This is a genomic window from Citrobacter freundii complex sp. CFNIH9, from assembly GCF_002903305.1.
GTDB classification, from domain to species: Bacteria; Pseudomonadota; Gammaproteobacteria; order Enterobacterales; family Enterobacteriaceae; genus Citrobacter; species Citrobacter portucalensis.
The window spans coordinates 3,654,893-3,678,591 of record NZ_CP026238.1 but is presented as its reverse complement, the minus strand read 5'-3'; the positions used below and the strand labels follow the sequence as shown (position 1 = coordinate 3,678,591).

The 23,699-nt window shown below is 51.7% G+C and carries 19 protein-coding genes; 10 read left to right on the top strand and 9 right to left on the bottom strand.

Annotated elements, in window-relative coordinates; translation table 11 throughout:
* Nucleotides 1-21: 21 nt before the first annotated feature.
* Together C2U43_RS18810 and C2U43_RS18805 are read left to right on the top strand one after the other, a co-directional pair.
* Entirely contained in the window at nucleotides 22-1,104 is a 1,083-nt protein-coding gene (locus C2U43_RS18810) for a Gfo/Idh/MocA family oxidoreductase (RefSeq protein ID WP_103285626.1), read from the top strand.
* Between the two features lie 52 nt (nucleotides 1,105-1,156).
* Nucleotides 1,157-1,372: a zinc ribbon domain-containing protein gene (locus C2U43_RS18805; RefSeq protein WP_003835160.1), complete on the top strand. Its 216-nt coding sequence runs from the start codon at nucleotides 1,157-1,159 to the stop codon at nucleotides 1,370-1,372.
* Here the strand turns inward: C2U43_RS18805 and xseA are convergent.
* Nucleotides 1,369-2,742, bottom strand: coding sequence for an exodeoxyribonuclease VII large subunit (xseA, locus tag C2U43_RS18800; protein ID WP_032944201.1), 1,374 nt, complete (start codon nucleotides 2,740-2,742; stop codon nucleotides 1,369-1,371). The two genes, C2U43_RS18805 and xseA, sit on opposite strands and share 4 nt — an antisense overlap.
* Before the next feature lie 160 nt (nucleotides 2,743-2,902).
* Between xseA and guaB the strand changes: the two genes are divergently transcribed.
* Both guaB and guaA read left to right on the top strand, forming a co-directional pair.
* Nucleotides 2,903-4,369: an IMP dehydrogenase gene (guaB, locus tag C2U43_RS18795; RefSeq protein WP_003037756.1), complete on the top strand. Its 1,467-nt coding sequence runs from the start codon at nucleotides 2,903-2,905 to the stop codon at nucleotides 4,367-4,369.
* A 63-nt stretch (nucleotides 4,370-4,432) separates the two neighbouring features.
* Nucleotides 4,433-6,010, top strand: coding sequence for a glutamine-hydrolyzing GMP synthase (gene guaA / locus C2U43_RS18790; protein WP_008785448.1), 1,578 nt, complete (start codon nucleotides 4,433-4,435; stop codon nucleotides 6,008-6,010).
* 134 nt (nucleotides 6,011-6,144) lie between these two features.
* On the opposite strand, the gene mscS is transcribed toward guaA, so the two are convergent.
* Nucleotides 6,145-7,023 (bottom strand): small-conductance mechanosensitive channel MscS, encoded by an 879-nt coding sequence (gene mscS / locus C2U43_RS18785; RefSeq protein WP_048234740.1) that lies wholly within the window; start codon nucleotides 7,021-7,023, stop codon nucleotides 6,145-6,147.
* Nucleotides 7,024-7,387: 364 nt separating this feature from the next.
* Nucleotides 7,388-7,591: a YfgG family protein gene (locus tag C2U43_RS18780; RefSeq protein WP_008785446.1), complete on the bottom strand. Its 204-nt coding sequence runs from the start codon at nucleotides 7,589-7,591 to the stop codon at nucleotides 7,388-7,390.
* A 350-nt stretch (nucleotides 7,592-7,941) separates the two neighbouring features.
* Here C2U43_RS18780 and C2U43_RS18775 point away from each other — a divergent pair, with 350 nt between their 5' ends.
* Entirely contained in the window at nucleotides 7,942-10,212 is a 2,271-nt protein-coding gene (locus C2U43_RS18775) for a bifunctional diguanylate cyclase/phosphodiesterase (protein WP_103285625.1), read from the top strand.
* Here the strand turns inward: C2U43_RS18775 and ppx are convergent.
* The 4 genes from ppx to purM form a co-directional block, all read right to left on the bottom strand.
* Entirely contained in the window at nucleotides 10,192-11,733 is a 1,542-nt protein-coding gene (gene ppx / locus C2U43_RS18770) for an exopolyphosphatase (protein ID WP_032944195.1), read from the bottom strand. The genes C2U43_RS18775 and ppx overlap by 21 nt on opposite strands.
* Nucleotides 11,734-11,737: 4 nt before the next feature.
* The gene (ppk1, locus tag C2U43_RS18765; protein WP_032944192.1) at nucleotides 11,738-13,804 is read right to left on the bottom strand and encodes a polyphosphate kinase 1; all 2,067 of its coding nucleotides are present in this window, start codon (nucleotides 13,802-13,804) and stop codon (nucleotides 11,738-11,740) included.
* Nucleotides 13,805-14,018: 214 nt separating this feature from the next.
* A complete protein-coding gene (purN, locus tag C2U43_RS18760; RefSeq protein WP_103285624.1) occupies nucleotides 14,019-14,660 on the bottom strand; it encodes a phosphoribosylglycinamide formyltransferase in 642 nt (213 codons plus the stop codon).
* Nucleotides 14,657-15,694, bottom strand: coding sequence for a phosphoribosylformylglycinamidine cyclo-ligase (gene purM, locus C2U43_RS18755; RefSeq protein WP_020996702.1), 1,038 nt, complete (start codon nucleotides 15,692-15,694; stop codon nucleotides 14,657-14,659). The genes purN and purM overlap by 4 nt, the downstream gene beginning before the upstream one ends.
* Nucleotides 15,695-15,989: 295 nt before the next feature.
* On the opposite strand from purM, the gene C2U43_RS18750 reads away from it, so the two are divergent.
* From C2U43_RS18750 to C2U43_RS18735, 4 genes are all read left to right on the top strand, one after another.
* Entirely contained in the window at nucleotides 15,990-17,420 is a 1,431-nt protein-coding gene (locus C2U43_RS18750; RefSeq protein ID WP_103285623.1) for a 6-phospho-beta-glucosidase, read from the top strand.
* A 183-nt stretch (nucleotides 17,421-17,603) separates the two neighbouring features.
* Entirely contained in the window at nucleotides 17,604-18,230 is a 627-nt protein-coding gene (gene upp / locus C2U43_RS18745) for a uracil phosphoribosyltransferase (protein ID WP_003835110.1), read from the top strand.
* A 96-nt stretch (nucleotides 18,231-18,326) separates the two neighbouring features.
* Nucleotides 18,327-19,616 (top strand): uracil permease, encoded by a 1,290-nt coding sequence (uraA, locus tag C2U43_RS18740; RefSeq protein ID WP_003835107.1) that lies wholly within the window; start codon nucleotides 18,327-18,329, stop codon nucleotides 19,614-19,616.
* A 95-nt stretch (nucleotides 19,617-19,711) separates the two neighbouring features.
* Entirely contained in the window at nucleotides 19,712-20,413 is a 702-nt protein-coding gene (locus tag C2U43_RS18735) for a DnaA inactivator Hda (protein ID WP_211924219.1), read from the top strand.
* A 35-nt stretch (nucleotides 20,414-20,448) separates the two neighbouring features.
* Here the strand turns inward: C2U43_RS18735 and arsC are convergent, their stop codons facing one another.
* On the bottom strand, nucleotides 20,449-20,808 hold the full coding sequence (gene arsC / locus C2U43_RS18730) for an arsenate reductase (glutaredoxin) (protein WP_003037937.1): 360 nt from the start codon (nucleotides 20,806-20,808) through the stop codon (nucleotides 20,449-20,451).
* A 123-nt stretch (nucleotides 20,809-20,931) separates the two neighbouring features.
* Nucleotides 20,932-22,395, bottom strand: a complete 1,464-nt coding sequence (gene bepA / locus C2U43_RS18725) for a beta-barrel assembly-enhancing protease (protein WP_008785438.1) — start codon at nucleotides 22,393-22,395, stop codon at nucleotides 20,932-20,934.
* 226 nt (nucleotides 22,396-22,621) lie between these two features.
* Here bepA and C2U43_RS18720 point away from each other — a divergent pair, with 226 nt between their 5' ends.
* Nucleotides 22,622-23,686 (top strand): AI-2E family transporter, encoded by a 1,065-nt coding sequence (locus tag C2U43_RS18720; protein ID WP_003037941.1) that lies wholly within the window; start codon nucleotides 22,622-22,624, stop codon nucleotides 23,684-23,686.
* Nucleotides 23,687-23,699 lie beyond the last annotated feature (13 nt).

Below are 23,699 nucleotides of genomic sequence, written 5' to 3'. Positions count from 1 at the left end.
ATTCATTTACGAGGTGAGAACATGCTGTTAGGGTTTGTTGGGCTTGGCGCAGTCGTTGAAACGGCATACTTGCCCGCATTGCGTAAACTTTACGGTGATTCCCTGTGCTGTGTGGGATTTGACGTGCAACCCGCAAAACAGCCCGCTGGTGTGACACGCTGTGCATCGCTCGCTAAACTTCTTGCAACACCGCTTGATACCCTGTTTATCACCACCGCATCCCTGCATCATCTCGATGTGCTTGAACAGGCGCTGGCCGCTCCCATCGCACGAATCGTGGTTGAAAAACCGATTGTTGCCACGCTTTCCCAAATTGAAAAACTGAAAAAGCTGCTGGAGCAACCCGACGCTGCCGACCGTGTGCTGGCGCTCGACCACTGGATGGCGCGCAATGGCGCAATGCAGCTGGCATTGGGAAAACTCGGTGCGCAGTGGCAGGGCGATAACCCACAACAGGCACTTGTCTCTCACTTTTCAGACGTTGTTAAAATCGACGGTTTTTTGCAGGAGCCGAGCGGATATAACGCTACAGGAGAGCCGATCGCGCTCAACTTTGCCACTGGTGAGCCAGATACGCGTGAGCTTCGCCACCCGGACGGTGTGATTCTGGACATTGGCACACACGTACTGGCCATGCTGCGTGAAACAGTGCGTTACCTGGGCGGTAATGACAGCATGACCCTGCAGGTGAAGAGCGCTAAAGACCGTCTGGGACGTAACATCATCCAGGGTGACCTGACCACGGCTGAAGGAGAGGCGCATCTGCAAGGACTGATTAGCGGTGTACCGTTGGATATCTGGCTGAATAAATACGCGGGGCCTGCTGGCGGACAAAAAGGTCTGCGCCTTTATCTGCGTGATGGGCGTATCATCAGCTACGACCGACGGGGTGCCGACGATGTGCTCGAATTGATTGACGGTGATGTTGTGCAACGCTGGTGTCTGCCTGGTACGATTTATGCCCATTGTCTGGCGGAACATATTCTGGGGACGCAAAGTCTGTTTGAACGCAGCCCGCAGGAGGTGAGCCGCACGACGCAGCGCAGGCTGGATGAGGTAGAACGATTACTGATCCTACAGCAACAGTTGCGTGGTTCACACTAAGCGTATCATGGTAAAATTAGCGCAGAATTGAACGCCATTTAAAGGAGTCACCATGTCGATGACCTGCCCGGATTGTCATGCAGAACTGGAACCACAAAACGGTGTGGCACACTGTGAAAACTGTAAAAAAGATATTCCGTTAGAAGCGCGCTGCCCGGAGTGCCATCAGCCACTCCAGGTGTTAAAAGCCTGCGGGGCGGTGGACTACTTCTGTCAGAATGGCCATGGTCTGATCTCGAAGAAACGTGTGGAGTTTGTGCCGGTCTAATCTGGCTTTTTCTTACGCGTTTTCTTTGCCGTCGTTACGCCTTTCACTTCGCTCTCTACCCAGCCGTCTGACAGGCGGGTAGTGAGCACATCACCGGTTTTTACCTGTTTGGTCTGCTTCAGCACTTTGCCGTCGGTCGCGGTAGTGACGCTATAGCCGCGAGCGAGCGTCGAGAGAGGACTCACCGCTTCAAGATGCGTCACCACATTACCGAAGCGTTCTCGCTGTGCACTTAAACGCGCGCGGATATTCTCTGCCAGACGGTACTCCAGTTGCTGAATACGGGTTTGCGCCCGATAAATTCGCGGCTGTGGGTTTTGCTGGCTCAGGCGTTGACTTACGCGCTGTTGGCGCTGATTGGCCTGCTTAATCTTATTCTCAAGGGCGAAATTCATCCTCTGACGCAGCCGCTCCAGCACGGTCTGCTGACGGGCCAGACGCAGTTGCGGATGTTGCTGTTGCAAACGGTGATGAAGCTGGGTAAAGCGACGAGTACGGTTGGCGATGTAGTAGTCCATCGCCATCTCCAGACGCTGCTGGCCATGCTGAATTTGACGCAGCAGTTCCAGTTGATTGCGGCTAACAATTTCCGCCGCTGCTGATGGCGTAGGCGCCCGTAAATCTGCAATAAAATCGGCAATAGTGACATCTGTTTCGTGGCCGACGGCGCTTACTACCGGAATGCGGCTGGCAAAGATTGCCCGTGCTACGCGTTCGTCGTTAAAACTCCACAAATCTTCCAGAGAACCGCCGCCGCGCCCGACGATAAGCACATCGCACTCGCCCCGCGCGTTCGCCAGCTCAATGGCGCGAACGATCTGTCCTGGCGCATCGTCGCCCTGGACAGCGGTCGGGTAGATAATAACGGGCAGGGATGGGTCACGGCGCTTCAGCACGTGGAGAATGTCGTGCAGCGCAGCCCCGGTTTTCGAGGTAATGACCCCAACGCAGTGAGCCGGAGAGGGTAGTGATTTTTTGAACTGCTGATCGAATAGCCCTTCAGCCTGCAGTTTGGCTTTGAGTTGCTCATATTTTTGCTGCAACAAGCCTTCACCAGCTGGCTGCATGCTCTCAACAATTATCTGATAGTCGCCACGCGGTTCGTACAACGTAATGTTGGCGCGTACCAGGACCTGCTGACCGTGCTGCGGGCGGAACGTTACCCGTCGATTGCTGTTGCGAAACATCGCGCAGCGTACCTGGGCGGTGTCATCTTTGAGCGTGAAATACCAGTGACCGGAGGACGGCTGAGTGAAATTCGAGATTTCACCGCTGATCCAAACTTGTCCCATTTCCTGCTCAAGCAGCAAACGAACCGTCTGATTTAGGCGGCTTACGGTAAAAATTGAGGTGGTCTGAGAGGATAACATGTGAGCGGGATCAAATTCTAAATCAGCAAGTTATTCAGTCGAAAGTAACATGCTCACAGAGGAGCGCAAGGTTTTTTTGCAAAAAAGTGTGGATGCAATCGGTTACGCTCTGTATAATGCCGCGGCAATATTTAATAACCTCCCAGGTGAGATATTGCCCATGCTACGTATCGCAAAAGAAGCCCTGACGTTTGACGACGTCCTCCTCGTTCCCGCTCATTCTACCGTTCTGCCGAATACTGCTGACCTCAGCACCCAGTTGACGAAAACCATTCGCCTGAACATTCCTATGCTCTCCGCAGCAATGGACACCGTGACGGAAGCGCGCCTGGCAATTGCCCTGGCCCAGGAAGGCGGCATCGGTTTTATCCACAAAAACATGTCCATCGAGCGCCAGGCTGAAGAAGTTCGCCGCGTGAAGAAACACGAATCTGGCGTGGTAACTGACCCACAGACCGTACTGCCAACCACTACTCTGCGCGAAGTGAAAGAACTGACCGAGCGTAACGGCTTTGCTGGCTACCCGGTAGTGACTGAAGATAACGAACTGGTCGGCATCATCACCGGCCGTGACGTGCGTTTTGTGACTGACCTGAACCAGCCGGTTAGCGTATATATGACGCCAAAAGAGCGTCTGGTGACCGTTCGTGAAGGCGAAGCGCGCGATGTCGTTTTTGCCAAAATGCACGAAAAACGCGTTGAGAAAGCGCTGGTTGTTGATGACAGCTTCCACCTGCTCGGCATGATCACCGTAAAAGATTTCCAGAAAGCAGAACGTAAACCTAACGCCTGTAAAGACGAGCATGGTCGTCTGCGCGTTGGTGCAGCGGTAGGTGCTGGCGCAGGTAACGAAGAGCGTGTAGACGCGCTGGTTGCCGCTGGCGTAGACGTTCTGCTGATTGACTCCTCTCACGGCCACTCTGAAGGCGTTCTGCAGCGTATCCGTGAAACTCGCGCTAAATATCCTGACCTGCAGATCATCGGCGGTAACGTTGCTACGGGCGCAGGTGCTCGCGCGCTTGCTGAAGCTGGCTGCAGCGCAGTTAAAGTGGGTATCGGCCCTGGCTCCATCTGTACTACCCGTATCGTGACCGGCGTCGGTGTTCCGCAGATCACTGCCGTTTCTGATGCCGTTGAAGCGCTGGAAGGCACCGGTATTCCGGTTATCGCCGACGGCGGTATTCGTTTCTCCGGCGACATCGCTAAAGCGATTGCTGCTGGTGCTGCCGCAGTGATGGTTGGCTCCATGCTGGCGGGTACTGAAGAATCCCCGGGCGAAATCGAACTGTACCAGGGCCGTTCTTACAAATCTTACCGCGGTATGGGTTCTCTGGGCGCGATGTCCAAAGGGTCTTCTGACCGTTACTTCCAGAGCGATAACGCTGCTGACAAACTGGTCCCGGAAGGTATCGAAGGTCGCGTTGCCTATAAAGGTCGCCTGAAAGAGATCATTCACCAGCAGATGGGCGGCCTGCGCTCCTGTATGGGTCTGACCGGCTGTGGTACTATCGACGCGCTGCGAACGAAAGCAGAGTTTGTACGCATCAGCGGTGCGGGTATTCAGGAAAGTCACGTTCACGATGTGACCATCACCAAAGAGTCCCCTAACTACCGCATGGGCTCCTGATAAGTTTCCGCGCCCGGCTATATGCCGGGCGAATTTGTTTCACTTGCCTCGGAATTAGCGTCAATGACAGACAATATTCATAAACATCGCATTCTCATCCTCGATTTCGGCTCGCAGTACACTCAGCTGGTTGCACGTCGCGTACGTGAACTGGGCGTCTACTGTGAACTGTGGGCATGGGATGTTACGGAAGCACAAATTCGCGAATTCAACCCAAGCGGTATCATTCTTTCCGGTGGTCCGGAAAGTACCACCGAAGAAAACAGTCCGCGTGCGCCGGAATACGTTTTCAATGCGGGCGTGCCGGTGTTCGGCGTGTGCTACGGCATGCAGACCATGGCAATGCAGCTCGGTGGTCATGTTGAAGGTTCTAACGAACGTGAATTCGGCTATGCGCAGGTTGAAGTTCAGACCGACAGCGCGCTTGTCCGTGGTATTGAAGACTCCCTGACCGCAGACGGCAAACCGCTGCTGGACGTGTGGATGAGCCACGGCGACAAAGTGACCGCCATTCCGGAAGGTTTCGTGACCGTTGCCAGCACCGACAGCTGCCCGTTCGCTATCATGGCGCACGAAGAAAAACGCTTCTACGGCGTGCAGTTCCACCCGGAAGTTACCCACACCCGTCAGGGCATGCGCATGCTGGAGCGTTTTGTGCGCGACATCTGCCAGTGTGAAGCGCTGTGGACGCCGGCAAAAATTATCGATGACGCCGTTGCCCGCATTCGTGAGCAGGTTGGCAATGATAAAGTTATCCTCGGTCTGTCCGGCGGCGTTGACTCCTCCGTGACCGCGATGCTGCTGCACCGTGCAATCGGTAAAAACCTGACCTGCGTGTTCGTCGACAACGGTCTGCTGCGTCTCAACGAAGCTCAGCAGGTGATGGATATGTTCGGCGACCACTTTGGCCTGAACATCGTTCACGTGGAAGGCGAAAAGCGTTTCCTGGACGCGCTGAAAGGCGAGAACGACCCAGAAGCTAAACGTAAAATCATTGGCCGCGTATTCGTGGAAGTATTCGATGAAGAAGCGCTGAAGCTGGAAGACGTTAAGTGGCTGGCGCAGGGCACCATCTACCCGGACGTGATCGAATCCGCGGCATCTGCCACCGGCAAAGCGCACGTTATCAAATCTCACCACAACGTGGGCGGTTTGCCGAAAGAGATGAAGATGGGTCTGGTTGAACCGCTGCGTGAGCTGTTCAAAGACGAAGTGCGTAAGATTGGTCTGGAGCTGGGCCTGCCGTACGACATGCTGTACCGTCACCCGTTCCCGGGACCGGGTCTGGGCGTGCGTGTGCTTGGCGAAGTGAAGAAAGAGTACTGCGACCTGCTGCGTCGCGCGGATGCTATCTTCATTGAAGAGCTGCACAAAGCTGACCTGTACAACAAGGTAAGCCAGGCGTTCACTGTGTTCCTGCCGGTTCGTTCCGTTGGTGTGATGGGCGATGGCCGCAAGTACGACTGGGTTGTTTCCCTGCGTGCGGTCGAAACCATCGACTTTATGACCGCGCACTGGGCACACCTGCCGTATGACTTCTTAGGCCGCGTCTCTAACCGCATTATCAACGAAGTGAACGGTATTTCCCGCGTGGTGTACGACATCAGCGGTAAGCCGCCAGCTACCATTGAGTGGGAATGATATCCCTTTCCGTTAGCGGTTTTTTGAACCGGTAATATGCAAAAAACCCTCTGTTTATAGAGGGTTTTTTATTGCACGCATTTCAGAAAATACTTCAGCAAATACTTCAGGCGCATGTTCTGCAGGAAAGTACGCTAATCGACCAGTTGCAGCTGGGGCTGCTGCTGAGGTGTGACATTCTGAATACGCACATCCATCTGTGGATAGGGTAGGTCGATGTGGTTGGCGTCCAGCGCCTCTTTAATGTTTTCCAGCAGATCGTAATAGGTGTTCCAGTATTCGATATTGGGAACCCATACGCGCACGTAAAAATTCAACGCTGAAGCGCCCAGTTCGCCCAGACGAACGGTTACCCCACGTTGCTTATCGATGCGGCTGTCCTGCTCGATAATGTGATTAATAACTTGCTTAACCTCTGCAATCCGACTCTGATAACCCACACCAATCACCAGATCGATACGACGAAAAGGGTGACGGGAATAGTTAATGATGTTGTCAGCGATGATCTTACCGTTTGGAATCACCACTTCTTTGCTGTCCGCGGTTAGCAGGGTGGTGGAGAAGATGTGCACCTTTTCTACTGTTCCGGTGACTGCACCAATCTGCACTACTTCTCCGGCGCGAAAAGGCCGCAGGGAAACCAACAGCACGCCAGCGGCAAAGTTGGAAAGCGAGCTTTGTAACGCGAGGCCAATGGCCAGTCCGGCGGCACCGATGACGGCAATAATGGAGGATGTTTCAATACCGATGCGACCTAATGCGGCGACGACGGAAAAGGCGAGGGTAATGTAACGTACCAGCGCGGTGAAGAACTGAATGATCGTTCTGTCGACTTTACGTTTAAGCAGTAACTTTTCCAGCCCACGAGAGAGCAGACGAGCGATAAATTTACCGATAAACAATAAGATCACGGCGGCAACGATATTCCAGCCGAATTGAATGACAGCATCGCTGTGCCCGGCGATCCACTCAAGGCCGCTTCTTATTTTCGGGAATAATAAAAAACCACTCATGGTATTACCCTGTAGTATTTAAAAATGATAACAATTCAAATAACTATTTAATTTTCATGCGAAATATAAATGCTTGCGTCAGTGATATTTGCTGGTGATATTAATTAGCGTTTATTTGAGCACTGTTTGTCTTTTTATGTCCGCTAAACCGGAACGTAAAAATCAGCGCGAATGGTGCGGTGAAGTGGGATGAAAAGATTGTGCATTTGTGCGAAAAATACGGCCGATTATCTGATAATTAAGCGAGAGAGGGGGGATGTGTGTAAAGTTTCATCACTCAAATCCCTTACCGGATGGTTAAATGTCAGGCGATTAGCCATCCGGTAAGGAATCTTAATGCTGGGGGTATCACAGGCGCGAGCGATCAATGTTCGTCGGTTTGTGCAGGAGCTGTCTGTTGCGGCTGAGTGGTCTGCTGAGATTCTTTTTTGTCCTGGTGGTGATGCCACGCACCAATGGCGGAGTAGACGAAGCGTCCGAAGAAGAAGAGAAAGCTGATAAGCAGTACGATCCGGATCATGCGACTGTTAAATCGGTGTCGTTTGCGTAGGCTGGTAACCTGGCTCACAAAAGGTTCCTTGTAGTGTACCCAACTGAGGGCGATATTCACATTAAGGCACACTGAGAGGGAATGGTCAATTCTTCCTTATGTAAAATTGCTTCAGTTGTTTTATCTTCTTATGTTATGGAAATTAATATTATTATTTGCATGAATAATGTATTAACGATAAAAAATAATGAAAAGAGTAATAATTGATGAATGAGGGGGATGTTTTTTGATATGTATCAAGCATCACACTTTGCTGACAACTAAAATCGATGAATCATTGTGATGTATTTTACTTTATCGTTTTAAGGTCAGGTGGGATGCCTGTCTGAATACCCCCTACAGGATGTGTGGGATTCTACTGAGCATCTATGAAACTCAATAAAAATTATATTGGTATTAGAGATAGATGGTGGGCATTACCTCTCATCTTACCTTCTTTGTTGTTGCCTATATTGAGCACTGCCACCACCTATGCCCATATTAGTACGGGGACCGTAATTCTTTTCTACCTGCCGTTAGCGCTGATGATTAGCCTGATGCTTTTTTTTGGCTGGGCGGCATTGCCAGGTATTATCATTTCCATTATCTGGTACAAATATCCGCAGGTCGGGTTATTTGAAACACTTTCAATAATTTCGCACTTTATAGTTACAATCGTGCTTAGCTGGGGAGGATATAAAGTATTTTCTCCCCGACGAAACAACGTTTCCCACGGGGATTCTCACCTGATGTTTCAGCGTATGTTCTGGCAGGTCTTCTGCCCGGCAACGCTGTTTCTGATACTCTTCCAGTTTGCTGCATTTGTGGGTGTTTATGAAAGCAAATCCGGCATGGTGGGCGTTATGCCCTTCAATACAAGCACATTGATCAACTATCAGTCCATACTCGCGGGGAATCTTGTAGGTGTGCCGCTGTGTTATTTCATCATTCGAACAATTCGCAACCCCTTGCATCTGAGAGGCTATTTTTCTCAGTTAAAGCAGCAGTTTGATACTAAAGTGACTAAAACAGAGTTTGCGGTCTGGTTGATTATATTGACTGTGCTAATGGCAATGTTGTGTATGCCGCTCAATGAACAAAGCTCAATATTTAGCACGAATTATACCTTGTCACTGTTACTTCCCGTCATGCTGTGGGGGGCAATGCGTTACGGTTATAGATTTATTTCGGTGATATGGGCGGTTGTACTTATTACCGCAATTCATTATTATCAGCGCTATATGCCCTGGTATTCGGGTTACGATACGCAGCTTGCCATTACCTCATCAAGTTATCTGGTTTTTTCCTTCATCGTGAATTTCATTGCTGTCCTGGCAACGCGTCAACGTTTTGTTACCCGGCGCAACCATCGCCTGGCCTTCTTTGACCCTATGGTGCATATTCCGAATTTGCGCGCTTTGAACCGGGATTTGAAAAACGCGCCATGGTCAGTGCTTTGCTTTTTGGGTGTTCCGGGCATGGAGCTGCTGGTGAAAAATTACGGCATTATGCTGCGTATCCAGTACAAGCAAAAACTGGCTCAGTGGATAACACCGTTGCTTGAACAGGATGAGCATGTCTATCAATTGTCAGGTAATGATTTAATCCTGCGTTTTAACACTGAGCTACACCAGGAACGCATTGAAGCACTGGACAGGCATATCAAGCAGTTTCGTTTTGTCTGGGACGGAATGCCTTTGCAACCGCAGGTAGGGATCAGCTTTTGCTATGTCCGTTCTCCTGTTAACCATATCTATTTGTTGCTGGGAGAGTTAAGTACCATTGCCGAATTATCGCTGGCAACCAATTCACCAGAGAATTTGCAGCGGCGTGGTGTGATGCACCTGCAACGCGACCTGAAAGATAAAGTTGCGATGATGAACCGTATTCAGCAGGCACTGGAGAACAATCGCTTTTTCCTGAAGGCGCAGCCGATTTTTGGCGTGCGTGGCGACGTTTATCACGAAATCCTCCTGCGGCTTGAGGGGGATGACGGTGAAACTATTGCCCCTGATAACTTCTTGCCGGTAGCCCATGAGTTTGGTTTGTCATCCCGTATCGATCTGTGGGTGATTGAAAATACGTTGAAATTTATGGCGCAGAATCGGGAAAAAATGCCCGCCCACCGGTTTGCTATCAACTTATCACCCACCTCAGTATGTCGCGCGCGACTTCCTAATGACATCAATCAGTTACTGAATAAGTACAAGGTTGAAGCATGGCAACTTATCTTTGAAGTGACGGAAAGCAATGCCTTGACCAATGCGGAACAGGCACAGGCAACGTTGCTGCAACTGCAATCACTGGGCTGTCAGATTGCGATTGATGATTTTGGTACTGGGTATGCCAGCTATGCGCGGCTGAAAAATGTGAATGCCGATATCCTGAAAATTGACGGTAGCTTTATTCGCAATATTGTTTCGAACAGCCTCGACTACCAAATCGTGGCCTCTATTTGCCATCTGGCGCGGATGAAAAGAATGCTGGTGGTTGCGGAGTACGTCGAAAGCGAAGAAATACGCAGTGCGGTGATTTCACTGGGGATTGATTACATGCAGGGGTATCTGATTGGTGAGCCACTGCCGTTGAGTGAAACTCTGGAAAAGCAGGTGCCAGATGAACTGACACCTGCTGAGATCTTATGCGGCGATATCGGGTGAGCTCTCTTCTTCAATTTTGAGTCGCCAGCCGGTTACGGCTTCCCAGTATTGCTGCTCTTTCTCCAGATCGAGCAGCACCAGCGCATTTTGGCTAAACCAGTCATGCGGGAAGCGTAAGGTCCAGTGGCTGTCGTCGGTTATCAGGGTCAAAGTCGGCGGTGTGGTGGTCGCCTGACGCTGATTATTCAACAGCACGCCCAGGCGCAGCAGCTGAATTAACGGCAGAAACTGTTTCTTCTTAAACAGCGTAAAGCGGGGCAAGTCGTCGAGCTTAATCGCTTTGCGATGATAACGAACTAATGTTGCCATCATCAGCTGTTGTTCCTGATTGAAACCAGGCAGATCGCTGTTTTGTAAGATATACGCAGAGTGGCGATGCAGACCGCTGTGGTTGATGTTCAGCCCAACCTCATGCAGCATTGCTGCCCAACGCAGTAACGCTTCCAGTTGGGGATTGGCCAGCTTTGGCTGCTGCGTATGCCACTGGTCGTACATTTGCATCGTTGTTTCTAGTACGCGCCGGGCCTGTTCGCTGTCAATGTTGTACTGGTTCGCCAGGCTGCTGGCGGTACGGCTACGAACGTCCTGGTGGCGAAAACGGCCTTCCATCTCGTACAGCACGCCTTCACGTAACGCACCATCAGAAAGGCGAAGTTCGCGAATAGCTAACGCGTCAAAAACGCCGCACAGAATCGCGAGTCCGGGTACAAACACTGCTTTTCTTTCTTCTGACAACCCCGGCAAGCTGAGCGCATCAAATGACGCGTGCTTCAACACTTCAGATGTCAGCTTGTCCAGACGTTCGGGGGTGATAAAACCGTCTTTTTCACCCATCTCCAGCAGCACTTCATGGGCTGCTTTAATGGTGCCCGATGCGCCCAGCGCAACGTTCCAGCCCTGAATGCGAAACTGCCAGGTTAAGGTTTCGAGCTTTTGCGCAGCCGCCATGCGGGCACGCTGGAAGTTTTCACGGTTAATTACACCGCGCGGGAAATACATCTGGGCAAAGCTGACGCAACCCATACGGCGGCTTTCGACCAGTTTAGGCTCGAAATCTTCTCCGATCACCAGTTCTGTTGAGCCGCCGCCGATATCGATAACCAGCTTGCGACCTTTTTCCGGCTGCGTATGTTCAACGCCCATAAAGATCAATCGGGCTTCTTCGTTGCCGGAAATAATCTCAATTGGGTAGGGGATGACTTTTTCCGCTCGCTTGAGAAAATCAGTCGCATTCAGTGCCTGACGCAAAGTATGGGTTCCCACGATACATACGCTTGATGGAGGAAACCCCTGCAAACGTTCGGCGAACAGTGATAAACAGCTTAGCCCGCGCTCCATGGCCTCTTCGCTCAGCTTGTTATCTTCGCCGAGGCCATCCGCCAGATGTACGCGTTGTTTCAGTCGCCCAATAATTTGCATTGCGCCATCAACCACGCGGGCAATGACCATATGGAAACTGTTTGAACCAAGGTCGACCGCAGCAAATTCCTGCGGTCGTGGAGTCTTGTCGTGTATTGGCATATCTTTAGTCAGGTTGCTCGAGTGATTTGATGTAATCGTAAATCGCCAATTGTGACTGAACCTTACGGCGGTTTCCGCGCGGTACGTAGCGATTACTCAGTTCTTTATCAATAAAGCGGGCTTTCACCGTGTCGCTGAACAGGATATCGATAATATCCAGCACGCGTTGCTTAAGGCGCGGGTCAAGAAGCGGTGTGGCAACTTCGATACGATAGTCGATGTTTCTTGTCATCCAGTCAGCGGAGGAGAGATACACCTGCTTGTCACCTCCGTTCTCGAAGATATAGACCCGGTCATGTTCAAGATAGCGATCAACGATGCTGATAACGCGAATATTGTCGCTGATACCTTCCAGATTCGGAATCAAAGAACACATACCACGAATCAACAAATTGACCGGCACACCTGAGCTTGAGGCCGCATAGAGGCGGTCAACCAGACCTTTATCGACCAGGTTATTCAGTTTTAGCGTAATGCCGGAAGGCAGTCCTTGCTGCGCGTTGGCGATTTCTTTGTCGATCATCGCGTACAGCAGACGGCGTGAGTTCTGCGGGGAAACCAGCAGATAATCGAACGTCACCGGGCGATACGGGTTCTCGATGAAGTTAAACACCCGACGCACTTCGTTGGTAATGCGCGAATCGGCAGTTAGCAACGAGTAGTCGGTATACAGGCGTGCCGTTTTTTCGTTGAAGTTCCCCGTCCCGATATGCGCATAGCGCACGACTTCATCACCTTCTTTACGCGAGATAAGGAACAGTTTGGCGTGAATTTTCAGGCCTGGCGCGGAGAAGATGACGTGAACGCCTGCTTCGGTAAGACGCTTGGCCCAATGGATGTTGGCTTCTTCATCGAAGCGGGCCTGCAATTCCACCACCACGGTGACTTTCTTACCGTTGTGCGCGGCATGGATCATTGAATCTATGATGCGTGAATCTTTTGCCACACGGTAGATGTTGATCTTTATAGCCAGCACGCTCGGGTCGAAAGAGGCCTGGCGCAGCAGTTCAAGAACGTGCTCAAAGGTGTGATAGGGGTAATACAGCAGCACGTCGCGTTCGCGAACGGCGTCAAAGCCGTTACGAAACTTCTCGTTGTCGAACCAGATATGGCGCAGACGCGGCAGCGGTTTGTTCACCAGGTTAGCTTTGCCAACGTTAGGGAAGTTAATAAAGTCTTTGAAGTTATGGTAACGCCCGCCGGGAACAATCGAGTCGTAGCGAGAAATCGTCAGTTTTTCACGCAGTACTTCGACCAGTGCATTGGGCATGTCACGCTGATAGACAAAACGTACAGGTTCTGCGGTCAGACGCTGTTTCAGGCTGGATGACATCAGCTCCATCAGGCTCGATTCCATCTCGTGCACCAAATCGTATTCGGCGTCACGGGTCATTTTCATCGAATAGGCGTTCAGTGCGTCGTAGTCAAAGAACCCTTTGAAAATGTCGTCAAGGCAGTAACGTAAGATGTTGTCCAGCAGGATCATCGGTTTGCGACGGCGCGGGGTTTCCGGCGGCAGATTCACAAAACGGGGAACCTTGTCGGAAGGGATTTCCAGCAGCGCGTAGCGGATCGTATCACCACGGATAATTTCTACCGCCAGATAGGTGTAGTCATCTTTCAAAAACTGGACTAAATCCGTCTCGCGGTTAATCAGGATCGGCGTGATGTGCTGGCGAAGATATTGCTTGAAGTAATGACGCAACCAGCTTTGCTGATTAACAGACAACTGGCGTTCATTGATTAAGAAAATCTGATTGCGCGCCATTTCCAACAGCAACTCGTTGTACAGGCCGTCAAATTCCTGATCGGCTTTTAATACGCGGGCCTGGATTTTGCCTAACAAATGGCGGGAGTGAGAGTTTGAACCCTGTTCTTCGCTAATAATGATTCGGCGCTTCAGTTCGGCAAAACGAACCTTATAAAACTCGTCGAGGTTATTGGAATAGATGCCTAAGAAACGCATCCGTTCGATCAACGGGTTTGACTTATCAGCAGCTTCCTGGAGTACACGTTCGTTGAACGCTAACCAGCTGAGTTCTTTCTCGATGTATAGCTTTTCCTGACCCATTACCACTTTTACTCCGTTTCATTCACGGGACACTACCGATTTATTATGGCGAGCATTGCTCTCAGATGTCCAACTGTGCCAGAAAAATATGACAATAAACCGTCTGATAGCAAAGAGAAAGGGGGGCGTAGATGAATACCGGTGGTATTAACCGGAAAAGGTAGTTATGCCTGTAAGCCGGATGGTGACATTCGGCTTACAGGTTGGTTTTTTATTATTCGTCGGCGGCGTAGCCTTGTGGAGGCAAACGAACGCCATCCAGCCATGCAGCGTTATCACGCATCTTCAGGCGACCGTCGATAAACCAGCTTACCACCAACGGGTAAATGGTATGTTCCTGAGCCTGAACCCGTGCCGTGACATCATCTTCGCTGTCGCCTTCAAATACTGGAACTTTGGCCTGGAGAATGACCGGTCCGCCGTCCAACTCATCCGTCACGAAATGGACTGAGGTACCATGTTCTTCATCGCCGTTTTCCAGTACCTGGCGATGCGTATGCAGGCCGGGATACTTCGGCAATAAAGACGGGTGGATATTCAGCAATCGTTCAGCATAGTGAGCGACAAATGCCGGGCTGAGGATACGCATATAACCGGCCAGCACCACGACATCGGGTGCATAGGCGTCAATCTCTTGTATCAGTTGGCGGTCGAATGCTTCGCGACTGGCAAACTGGGCAGCTTCCAGCGAGTGTGCCGGAATATTCGCTTCGCGTGCGCGCTCAAGGCCGAACGCATCGGCCTTGTTACTGAATATTGCACGTATGGTGCCATTGATTTTTTTCTGTTCGCAGGCGTCGATTATCGCCTGCAAATTGCTTCCGTTGCCGGAAATGAGCACCACAATGTTTTTCATTCAATGACCACACGCTGTTCGGAATCAGAAGCTTTGATGATACCGATTTTCCATGCGTTTTCACCTTTCTCATTGAGCAAAGCAAGGGCTTTGTCCACTTCCGGAGCTGGCAGGGCGATAACCATACCTACACCGCAGTTAAAGGTGCGATACATCTCATGCTGGCTGACGTTACCCGCCGTTTGCAGCCAGTTGAAGACGGCTGGCCACTGCCATGAAGATTCGTCGATCACTGCCTGCGTGTTGTCTGGCAGAACGCGTGGAATATTTTCCCAGAAGCCGCCGCCGGTCAGGTGGGCAATGGCGTGCACATCAACCTTCTCGATCAGTTCCAGAATGGATTTCACGTAAATGCGGGTAGGGGCCAGTAAGTGATCGGCCAGCGGCTTGCCTTCAAGCTCGGTGGTTTCTGGGTCACAACCGCTGACTTCTACAATTTTACGCACCAGAGAGTAGCCGTTGGAGTGCGGGCCGCTGGAGCCGAGCGCAATCAGTACGTCACCGTCAGCCACTTTTGAACCGTCGATAATCTCTGATTTTTCGACGACGCCAACGCAGAAACCTGCCACGTCGTAATCTTCGCCGTGGTACATCCCCGGCATTTCAGCTGTTTCCCCACCGACCAGCGCACAGCCAGACTGCAGGCAGCCTTCGGCAATCCCGTTAATGACGCTGGCTGCGGTGTCCACATCCAGTTTGCCGGTTGCATAGTAGTCGAGGAAGAACAGCGGCTCAGCGCCCTGAACCACGAGGTCGTTGACGCACATTGCGACGAGGTCAATGCCGATAGTGTCGTGGCGTTTCAGATCCATCGCCAGACGCAGTTTTGTACCAACGCCATCAGTGCCGGAAACCAGTACCGGTTCACGATATTTTTGCGGCAATGCGCACAGCGCACCGAAGCCACCCAGACCACCCATAACTTCCGGACGACGAGTTTTCTTTACTACGCCTTTGATTCGATCAACCAGAGCATTACCTGCATCAATATCAACACCGGCATCTTTGTAGCTAAGAGAGGTTTTATCGGTCACTGCCTGCTTCCCCACATGTTTACTTGCAGTAAAAGTTAAATTCGGCGCAATTCTAACAGGGAAAGCAAACGTTTGCGAGCCTGCTCTGCATCAAGTTTTATCTGCTGGTTTTTTCAGCATTTTACAATCATTTATCTATTTGTTTGAGCTGCGCCACGAAAATGAAACCGGGTACAGTCTTGTGCTTGAATCCTGTTAGCCGAATGCACAGTATCGTACTGAAACCGGTTTCTGTTTTCTGTTGCGGACCTCATCAACAGCGTTTTGCGCAGAGTCATCACGATAGGGGAAGGGTATGTCAGGATTTAAAGCAGATTTCATGTGGGGTGGTGCTGTCGCTGCTCATCAACTGGAAGGTGGCTGGCAGGAGGGCGGAAAAGGCGTCAGCGTTGCCGATGTCATGACCGCGGGAGCGCATGGGGTGGCGCGTGAAATTACCGACGGTGTGATTGCCGGTAAAAATTACCCTAACCACGAGGCCATCGATTTCTATCGTCGCTATAAAGACGACATAAAGCTGTTTGCCGAAATGGGGTTTAAATGTTTTCGCACCTCTATTGCCTGGACACGTATTTTCCCCTTAGGCGATGAAGAACAACCCAATGAGGCTGGCCTACAGTTCTATGATGACCTGTTTGACGAATGCCTGAAATATGGCATTGAGCCGGTGATTACGCTGTCGCATTTTGAGATGCCTTACCATCTGGTGACGGAGTACGGCGGCTGGCGCAACCGCAAGCTTATCGATTTCTTTGTCCGTTTTGCCAGGGTGGTATTCACTCGTTACCAGCACAAAGTGAAGTACTGGATGACGTTTAATGAGATTAACAACCAGGCAAATTATCACGAAGATTTCGCGCCCTTTACTAACTCAGGTCTGAAATACCAGCCAGGCGAAGACCGCGAGCCGGTTATGTACCAGGCGGCGCACTATGAGCTGGTGGCAAGCGCGCTGGCGGTAAAGGTCGCGCGTGAGATTAACCCGGAATTACAAATAGGGTGCATGATTGCCATGTGTCCAATCTATCCGCTGACCTGCGCGCCAGACGATATGATGATGGCGATGAATGCCATGCACCGGCGTTACTGGTTTACTGACGTCCATGTTCGCGGCAAATACCCGCGGCATCTTCTCAACTACTTTACCCGCCGTGGCTTTGAACTGGATATCACCGAGGAAGACCGTCAGGCGCTGACCGAGGGCTGTGTTGATTACATCGGCTTTAGCTATTATATGTCTTTCGCGACCCAGGCAACGGCGGACAACCCACAGCTGGATTACGACGAGTCGAAAAGCCTGGTTTCCAACCCGTACGTGCAGAAATCGGACTGGGGCTGGCAGATTGATCCGGTTGGCCTGCGTTATTCACTGAACTGGTTCTGGGATCATTATCAACTGCCACTATTTATTGTGGAGAATGGATTTGGCGCCATTGATGTGCGCGAGGACGATGGTACAGTTAACGACCAGTACCGTATCGACTACCTTGCCGCCCACATACGTGAGATGAAAAAAGCGGTGGTGGAAGATGGCGTGGATCTGATGGGATATACCCCGTGGGGCTGCATTGATTTAGTCTCTGCCGGGACAGGGGAGATGAAAAAACGCTACGGGTTTATCTATGTCGATAAAAATAATGACGGTAGTGGGACATTAACGCGCTCACCTAAAAAATCTTTTTCGTGGTATCAAAAAGTCATCCAGACCAATGCTGAATATCTTTAAAATTCATAGCGTTGACAGCAAGCCCCGCCATCAGTGCGGGGCTTGTTTTATACTCATCATTCAGACGCAAATGACTTTGGTTGATCCATATCAAGCGTATGCAGTGTTGCGCCAGAGAGGAAAAGCGGTATAATCCGACGATTTTTTTTGTGGTTGCCATTCGTCTGAGGAAAGGAGAAGAGTATGAAGATCGTGGAAGTCAAACACCCACTCGTCAAACACAAGCTGGGACTGATGCGTGAAAACGACATCAGCACTAAACGCTTTCGTGAACTCGCCTCGGAAGTTGGCAGTCTGCTGACTTATGAAGCAACCGCTGGTCTGGAAACCGAAAAGGTGACCATTGAAGGCTGGAACGGTCCAGTTGAAGTTGACCAAATCAAAGGCAAAAAAATCACCGTTGTGCCTATCCTGCGTGCGGGTCTGGGCATGATGGAAGGCGTTCTGGAAAACGTTCCGAGCGCGCGTATCAGCGTTGTTGGTATGTACCGTAACGAAGAGACGCTGGAGCCGGTTCCGTATTTCCAGAAGCTGGTTTCTAACATCGATGAGCGTATGGCGCTGATCGTTGACCCAATGCTGGCAACCGGCGGCTCTGTTATCGCCACTATCGATCTGCTGAAAAATGCAGGCTGCACCAGCATTAAAGTGCTGGTCCTGGTTGCTGCACCGGAAGGTATCGCGGCACTGGAAAAAGCGCACCCGGATGTGGAGCTGTACACCGCCTCCATCGATCAGGGACTGAACGAGCACGGATACATTATTCCGGGGCTCGGCGATGCCGGCGATAAGATTTTTGGTACTAAGTAAACGAATAAGTGAAAAGAAGCCGACTTTAAGAGTCGGCTTTTTTTTGAATAAAACAACCCAATGGCTAATAACAAACAACACTCAGAGGAAAACACTATGACGCGCCGTGCTATCGGGGTGAGTGAAAGACCGCCGCTTTTACAGACAATCCCGCTTAGTTTGCAGCACCTGTTCGCCATGTTTGGCGCAACGGTACTGGTGCCAGTCCTGTTCCACATCAACCCGGCTACCGTTCTGCTGTTTAACGGCATTGGTACGTTGCTGTATCTCTTTATTTGTAAGGGTAAAATTCCCGCATATCTGGGTTCCAGCTTTGCCTTTATTTCCCCGGTACTGCTGCTGCTGCCGTTAGGGTATGAAGTGGCGCTGGGCGGTTTCATTATGTGTGGCGTCCTGTTCTGCCTGGTTTCTTTCATTGTTAAGAAGGCAGGAACCGGCTGGCTGGATGTCATGTTCCCGCCTGCGGCGATGGGCGCAATCGTTGCCGTCATCGGTCTGGAGCTGGCTGGCGTTGCTGCGGGTATGGCGGGGTTACTGCCTGCTGAGGGGCAATTACCGGATTCAAAAACCATCATCATTTCTATGGTAACGCTGGCGGTAACGGTCTTTGGTTCAGTATTGTTCCGCGGTTTTATGGCGATTATCCCGATTCTGATCGGGGTGCTGGCCGGTTATGCGCTCTCCTTCGTGATGGGCGTTGTGGACACTACGCCAATTGCGCAGGCCCACTGGTTCGCGCTGCCGACGTTCTACACGCCGCGTTTTGAATGGGTTGCCATTCTGACCATCCTGCCAGCGGCGCTGGTGGTCATCGCCGAACACGTCGGGCATCTGGTGGTGACGGCGAATATCGTGAAAAAAGATTTGATTCGCGATCCTGGCTTGCATCGTTCTATGTTTGCCAACGGTCTGTCTACGGTAATCTCTGGTTTCTTCGGCTCTACGCCGAACACCACGTACGGCGAAAATATCGGCGTAATGGCGATTACCCGCGTTTACAGTACCTGGGTTATCGGCGGTGCGGCAATTTTCGCCATTCTGCTCTCCTGCGTGGGTAAACTGGCGGCGGCGATCCAAATTATCCCACTGCCGGTGATGGGCGGCGTATCACTGCTGCTGTACGGTGTGATTGGTGCTTCTGGTATTCGCGTACTGATCGAGTCGAAGGTTGACTATAACAAGGCGCAGAACCTGATCCTGACCTCGGTTATTTTGATCATCGGCGTAAGTGGCGCGAAAGTTCACATCGGTGCCGCAGAGCTGAAAGGCATGGCGCTGGCGACCATCGTTGGTGTCTGTCTGAGCCTGATTTTCAAAGTTATCAGCCTGCTGCGTCCGGAAGAAGTCGTGCTTGACGCGAAAGATGCAGACAGTCCGCAACAGTAAATCTCTGACCGGGCGGCAGCGCTGCCCGGTTCTATCGCGACGTATTTCTGTGTTAAACTCAACGCGATTTTATGAAATCCTGGGTTGAGGTATCTCTGAACACACCGGCACAGCTCTCTTTGCCACTTTATCTTCCTGACGACGAAACTTTCGCAAGTTTCTGGCCGGGGGATAACTCCTCTTTACTGGCTGCACTGCAAAACGTGCTGCGTCAGGAACATAGCGGGTATATTTATCTCTGGTCGCGTGAAGGCGCTGGCCGTAGTCATTTGCTGCATGCAGCCTGTGCGGAACTCTCCGCGCGCGGCGATGCGGTAGGCTACGTGCCGCTCGACAAACGCACCTGGTTCGTCCCCGAGGTGCTCGACGGGATGGAGCATTTATCGCTGGTTTGCATTGATAACATCGAATGTGTGGCCGGTGATTCGCTGTGGGAAATGGCGATCTTTGATCTCTACAACCGTATCCTGGAGTCGGGGAAAACGCGCTTGCTGATCACCGGCGATCGTCCGCCAAGACAGCTGAATCTGGGGTTGCCGGATCTCGCCTCACGCCTGGACTGGGGGCAAATCTACAAGCTACAACCGCTTTCCGATGAAGATAAGCTGCAGGCGTTGCAATTACGCGCCAGACTTCGTGGATTTGAACTGCCGGAAGATGTGGGACGTTTTCTGCTGAAACGTCTGGATCGTGAAATGCGAACGCTGTTTATGACGTTGGATCAGTTAGATCATGCGTCGATCACCGCCCAGCGTAAGCTGACCATTCCGTTCGTAAAAGAAATTCTGAAGCTGTAAGCGCCGCAGCCGAGAAGACTGCGGCAGATTGCAGGTTAACCGACGATTTCCAGTACCTGCTCAGGCGGGCGTCCAATTCGAGCCTGACCTTTGGCAACCACGATCGGGCGCTCCATCAGTTTCGGGTTTTCTACCATTGCCTGAATCAGCGCATCTTCACTCAGATTTTTGTCCGCTAGGTTAAGCGATTTATAGAGATCCTCTTTCTGGCGCATCAGTTCACGCGCGCTGGACATACCGAGCATCTGCAGCAGTTCGCGCAGGGTTGCTGCGTCAGCCGGCGTTTCCAGATACAACACCACTTCCGGGTCCACGCCGTTGGACTTCAGTAATTCCAGCGTTTCACGGCTCTTGGAGCAGCGTGGGTTATGGTAGATTTTAATCGCGTCTGACATGACTTCTCCTTGCATAACAATACTGCCGGATGGCGGCCAAAAGACCTTATCCGGCCTACATATTGCGTCTGACGTAGGCCGGATAAGACGCGACAGCGTCGCCATCCGGCAAAGGTTCGATAATTACATCTTCGTGTACGGTTTAAAGCGTTCTTGCAGCTGGCGTAGCTGGTCAATACGGGCATCGTATCTGGCCTGCTGCTGGCTACCCAGTTTCACCTGAGAGCTTGCGCTGCTGAGCATCGAAATAGCCTGATCCAGACGTCCCGCGAGGGCATACCCCTCCGCGCGCGCCGCCAGCTCCTGATCGCGGTTGCTCAGGTTGGCTTCCGTTTGCGCTAACAGATCCCAGCCGTTAGGGTCATCTTTATGGTTAAACGTATAGCGATTCAGGATGGTCGCCGCCTCTTTGGCTTGTCCACCCTGTAAATAGGCATTCGCCAGGTTGAGCTGCAGAACCGGGTTAGTGCGCAGGTCGCGGGCGTTTTTCAGGCGGTTAATGGCATCACTGGTTTTCTTCTGGCCGAGATCGATATCCGTTGCCAGGTCGAGATACCAGGCATTGTTAGGATCCGCCGCCAGCAGCGGTTGCAGCGCTTTACGCGCCTCGTCGTATTTACTGGCTTCCATCGCCTGCAATGCCCGGCCATACTGGGCCGCACGTTGCTCACGTACGTTGCCTTTCGACCAGCTACTCAGCAGGTCATCGGTCAACTGGTTACGACCAGAGTTGTACATGCCTAAGGTTCGTGCCTTAGCCAGATAAAAATCTTCTGACGACTGGACGACCACCGGGCGCATCTGGTTGGCGCGGTTACGGGCATCAGACAGACGGCTTTCCGGCAGGGGGTGAGTCAGCAAAATTTCCGGCGGACGCGAAGAGTAACGAGCCTGGTCGAGCAGTTTTTCCAGGAACGTTGGCATGGCCTGGGGATCGAATCCCGAGCGTTGCAGTACCTGAATACCAATGCGATCTGCTTCCTGTTCGTTTTGCTGCGTAAAGCTGATCATTCCCTGACGTGTCCCCGCCAGCGTACCGGTCAGCGCCGCCATACCCGCCTGCGGGCTGGCCATTGCTAATAAAATTGAACCTAATGCGCCAACCCACGTTAGCGGTGCGCTACGTTTCTGGTCTTCCATGGCACGCGCCAGGTGGCGTTGCGTGACGTGGGAAATTTCGTGCGCCATAACCGATGCCAGCTGGCTTTCGTTGTCGGAATAGCGGAATAGTGCGGAGTGCAGGACAACGTTGCCGCCAAAGAAAGCAAAGGCGTTGATTTCATCGTTGTTAATCAAAAAGAAGGTGAAGGGCGTTTTTACCGAGTCGGCGTGCGAGACCAGACGCATCCCCAGCGCATTAATGTATTGGGTGAGCAATGGATCGTTAATTAATGGCGCACTGCCGCGCAGTTGGCGTACGTAATAATCGCCCATCTGCATTTCCTGTCCTATGGAAAGCGTACTGCCTGCCGACGTTCCCATATCAGGCAGGGTGTCCGCAGTATCAGCAAATGCGGGCGCAACCTGACCGATAGTCAGTGCGGCAATGAGGGTAGCAACCAGGTTTTTTTTCAACTGCCTGAACATAACCTCTGTCCTGTATTCTTTTTTGAGATAGCCATTTGACCGATGCTGTGAAGTATCGTTCACACTCCGCAAGCTTACGGAGTGTAACTGCGAAACCTGACGATGAACACCCAGGAAAAATGTCTTTTCACTTTGCGTAATCAGCCATAAAAAGCGAAGTCTTTTTTGTGACATTTCGATACAATTCGGGATCGCAATCCCGCTATTGGGTTCATGGAAGGGTTTTATGCTCGAAATGTTGATGCAATGGTATCGTCGCCGCTTTAGCGACCCCGAAGCCATCGCCCTGCTGATTATTCTTGTTGCCGGTTTTGGCATCCTGTTTTTCTTTAGCGGTCTTCTGGCGCCGCTGCTGGTCGCCATTGTGCTGGCGTACCTGCTTGAATGGCCGACAGTGCGGCTGGAACATATTGGGTGTTCACGGCGTTGGGCGACATCGATTGTGCTGGTGGTATTTGTCGGTATTTTACTGCTGATGGCCTTTGTGGTGATGCCCGTTGCGTGGCAGCAGGGAATTTACCTGATCCGCGACATGCCCGGCATGCTCAATAAATTGTCTGATTTTGCCGCCACCTTGCCACGACGTTACCCGGCGCTGATGGATGCGGGCATCATTGATGCGATGGCGGAAAATATGCGCTCGCGAATGCTCACCATGGGCGATTCGGTGGTGAAATATTCGCTGGCCTCACTGGTCGGTTTGCTGACGCTGGCGGTTTACCTGGTTCTCGTCCCATTGATGGTGTTCTTTCTGATCAAAGATAAAGGACAGATGCTGAACGCCGTGCGCCGGGTGCTGCCGCGTAACCGCGGGCTGGCGGGGCAGGTATGGAAAGAGATGAATCAGCAAATCACCAACTATATCCGCGGGAAGGTGCTGGAAATGGTGGTGGTCGGCGTAGCAACCTGGCTCGGCTTCCTGCTGTTTGGTCTCAACTATTCGCTGCTGCTGGCGGTGTTGGTCGGGTTCTCGGTGCTGATCCCGTATATCGGCGCTTTTGTGGTGACGATTCCGGTGGTTGGCGTGGCGCTGTTCCAGTTCGGGCTTGGCACCGAGTTCTGGAGTTGTTTTGCCGTGTACCTGATAATCCAGGCACTGGACGGCAATTTGCTGGTTCCCGTGCTGTTCTCCGAGGCGGTCAATCTGCATCCACTGGTGATTATTCTCTCCGTGGTGATTTTCGGCGGTTTGTGGGGATTCTGGGGCGTATTCTTTGCGATTCCTCTGGCGACGTTAATCAAAGCGGTAATGCATGCCTGGCCGGATGGTCAGGTCGTTGACGAACCCTAATCTGCAAGATCCG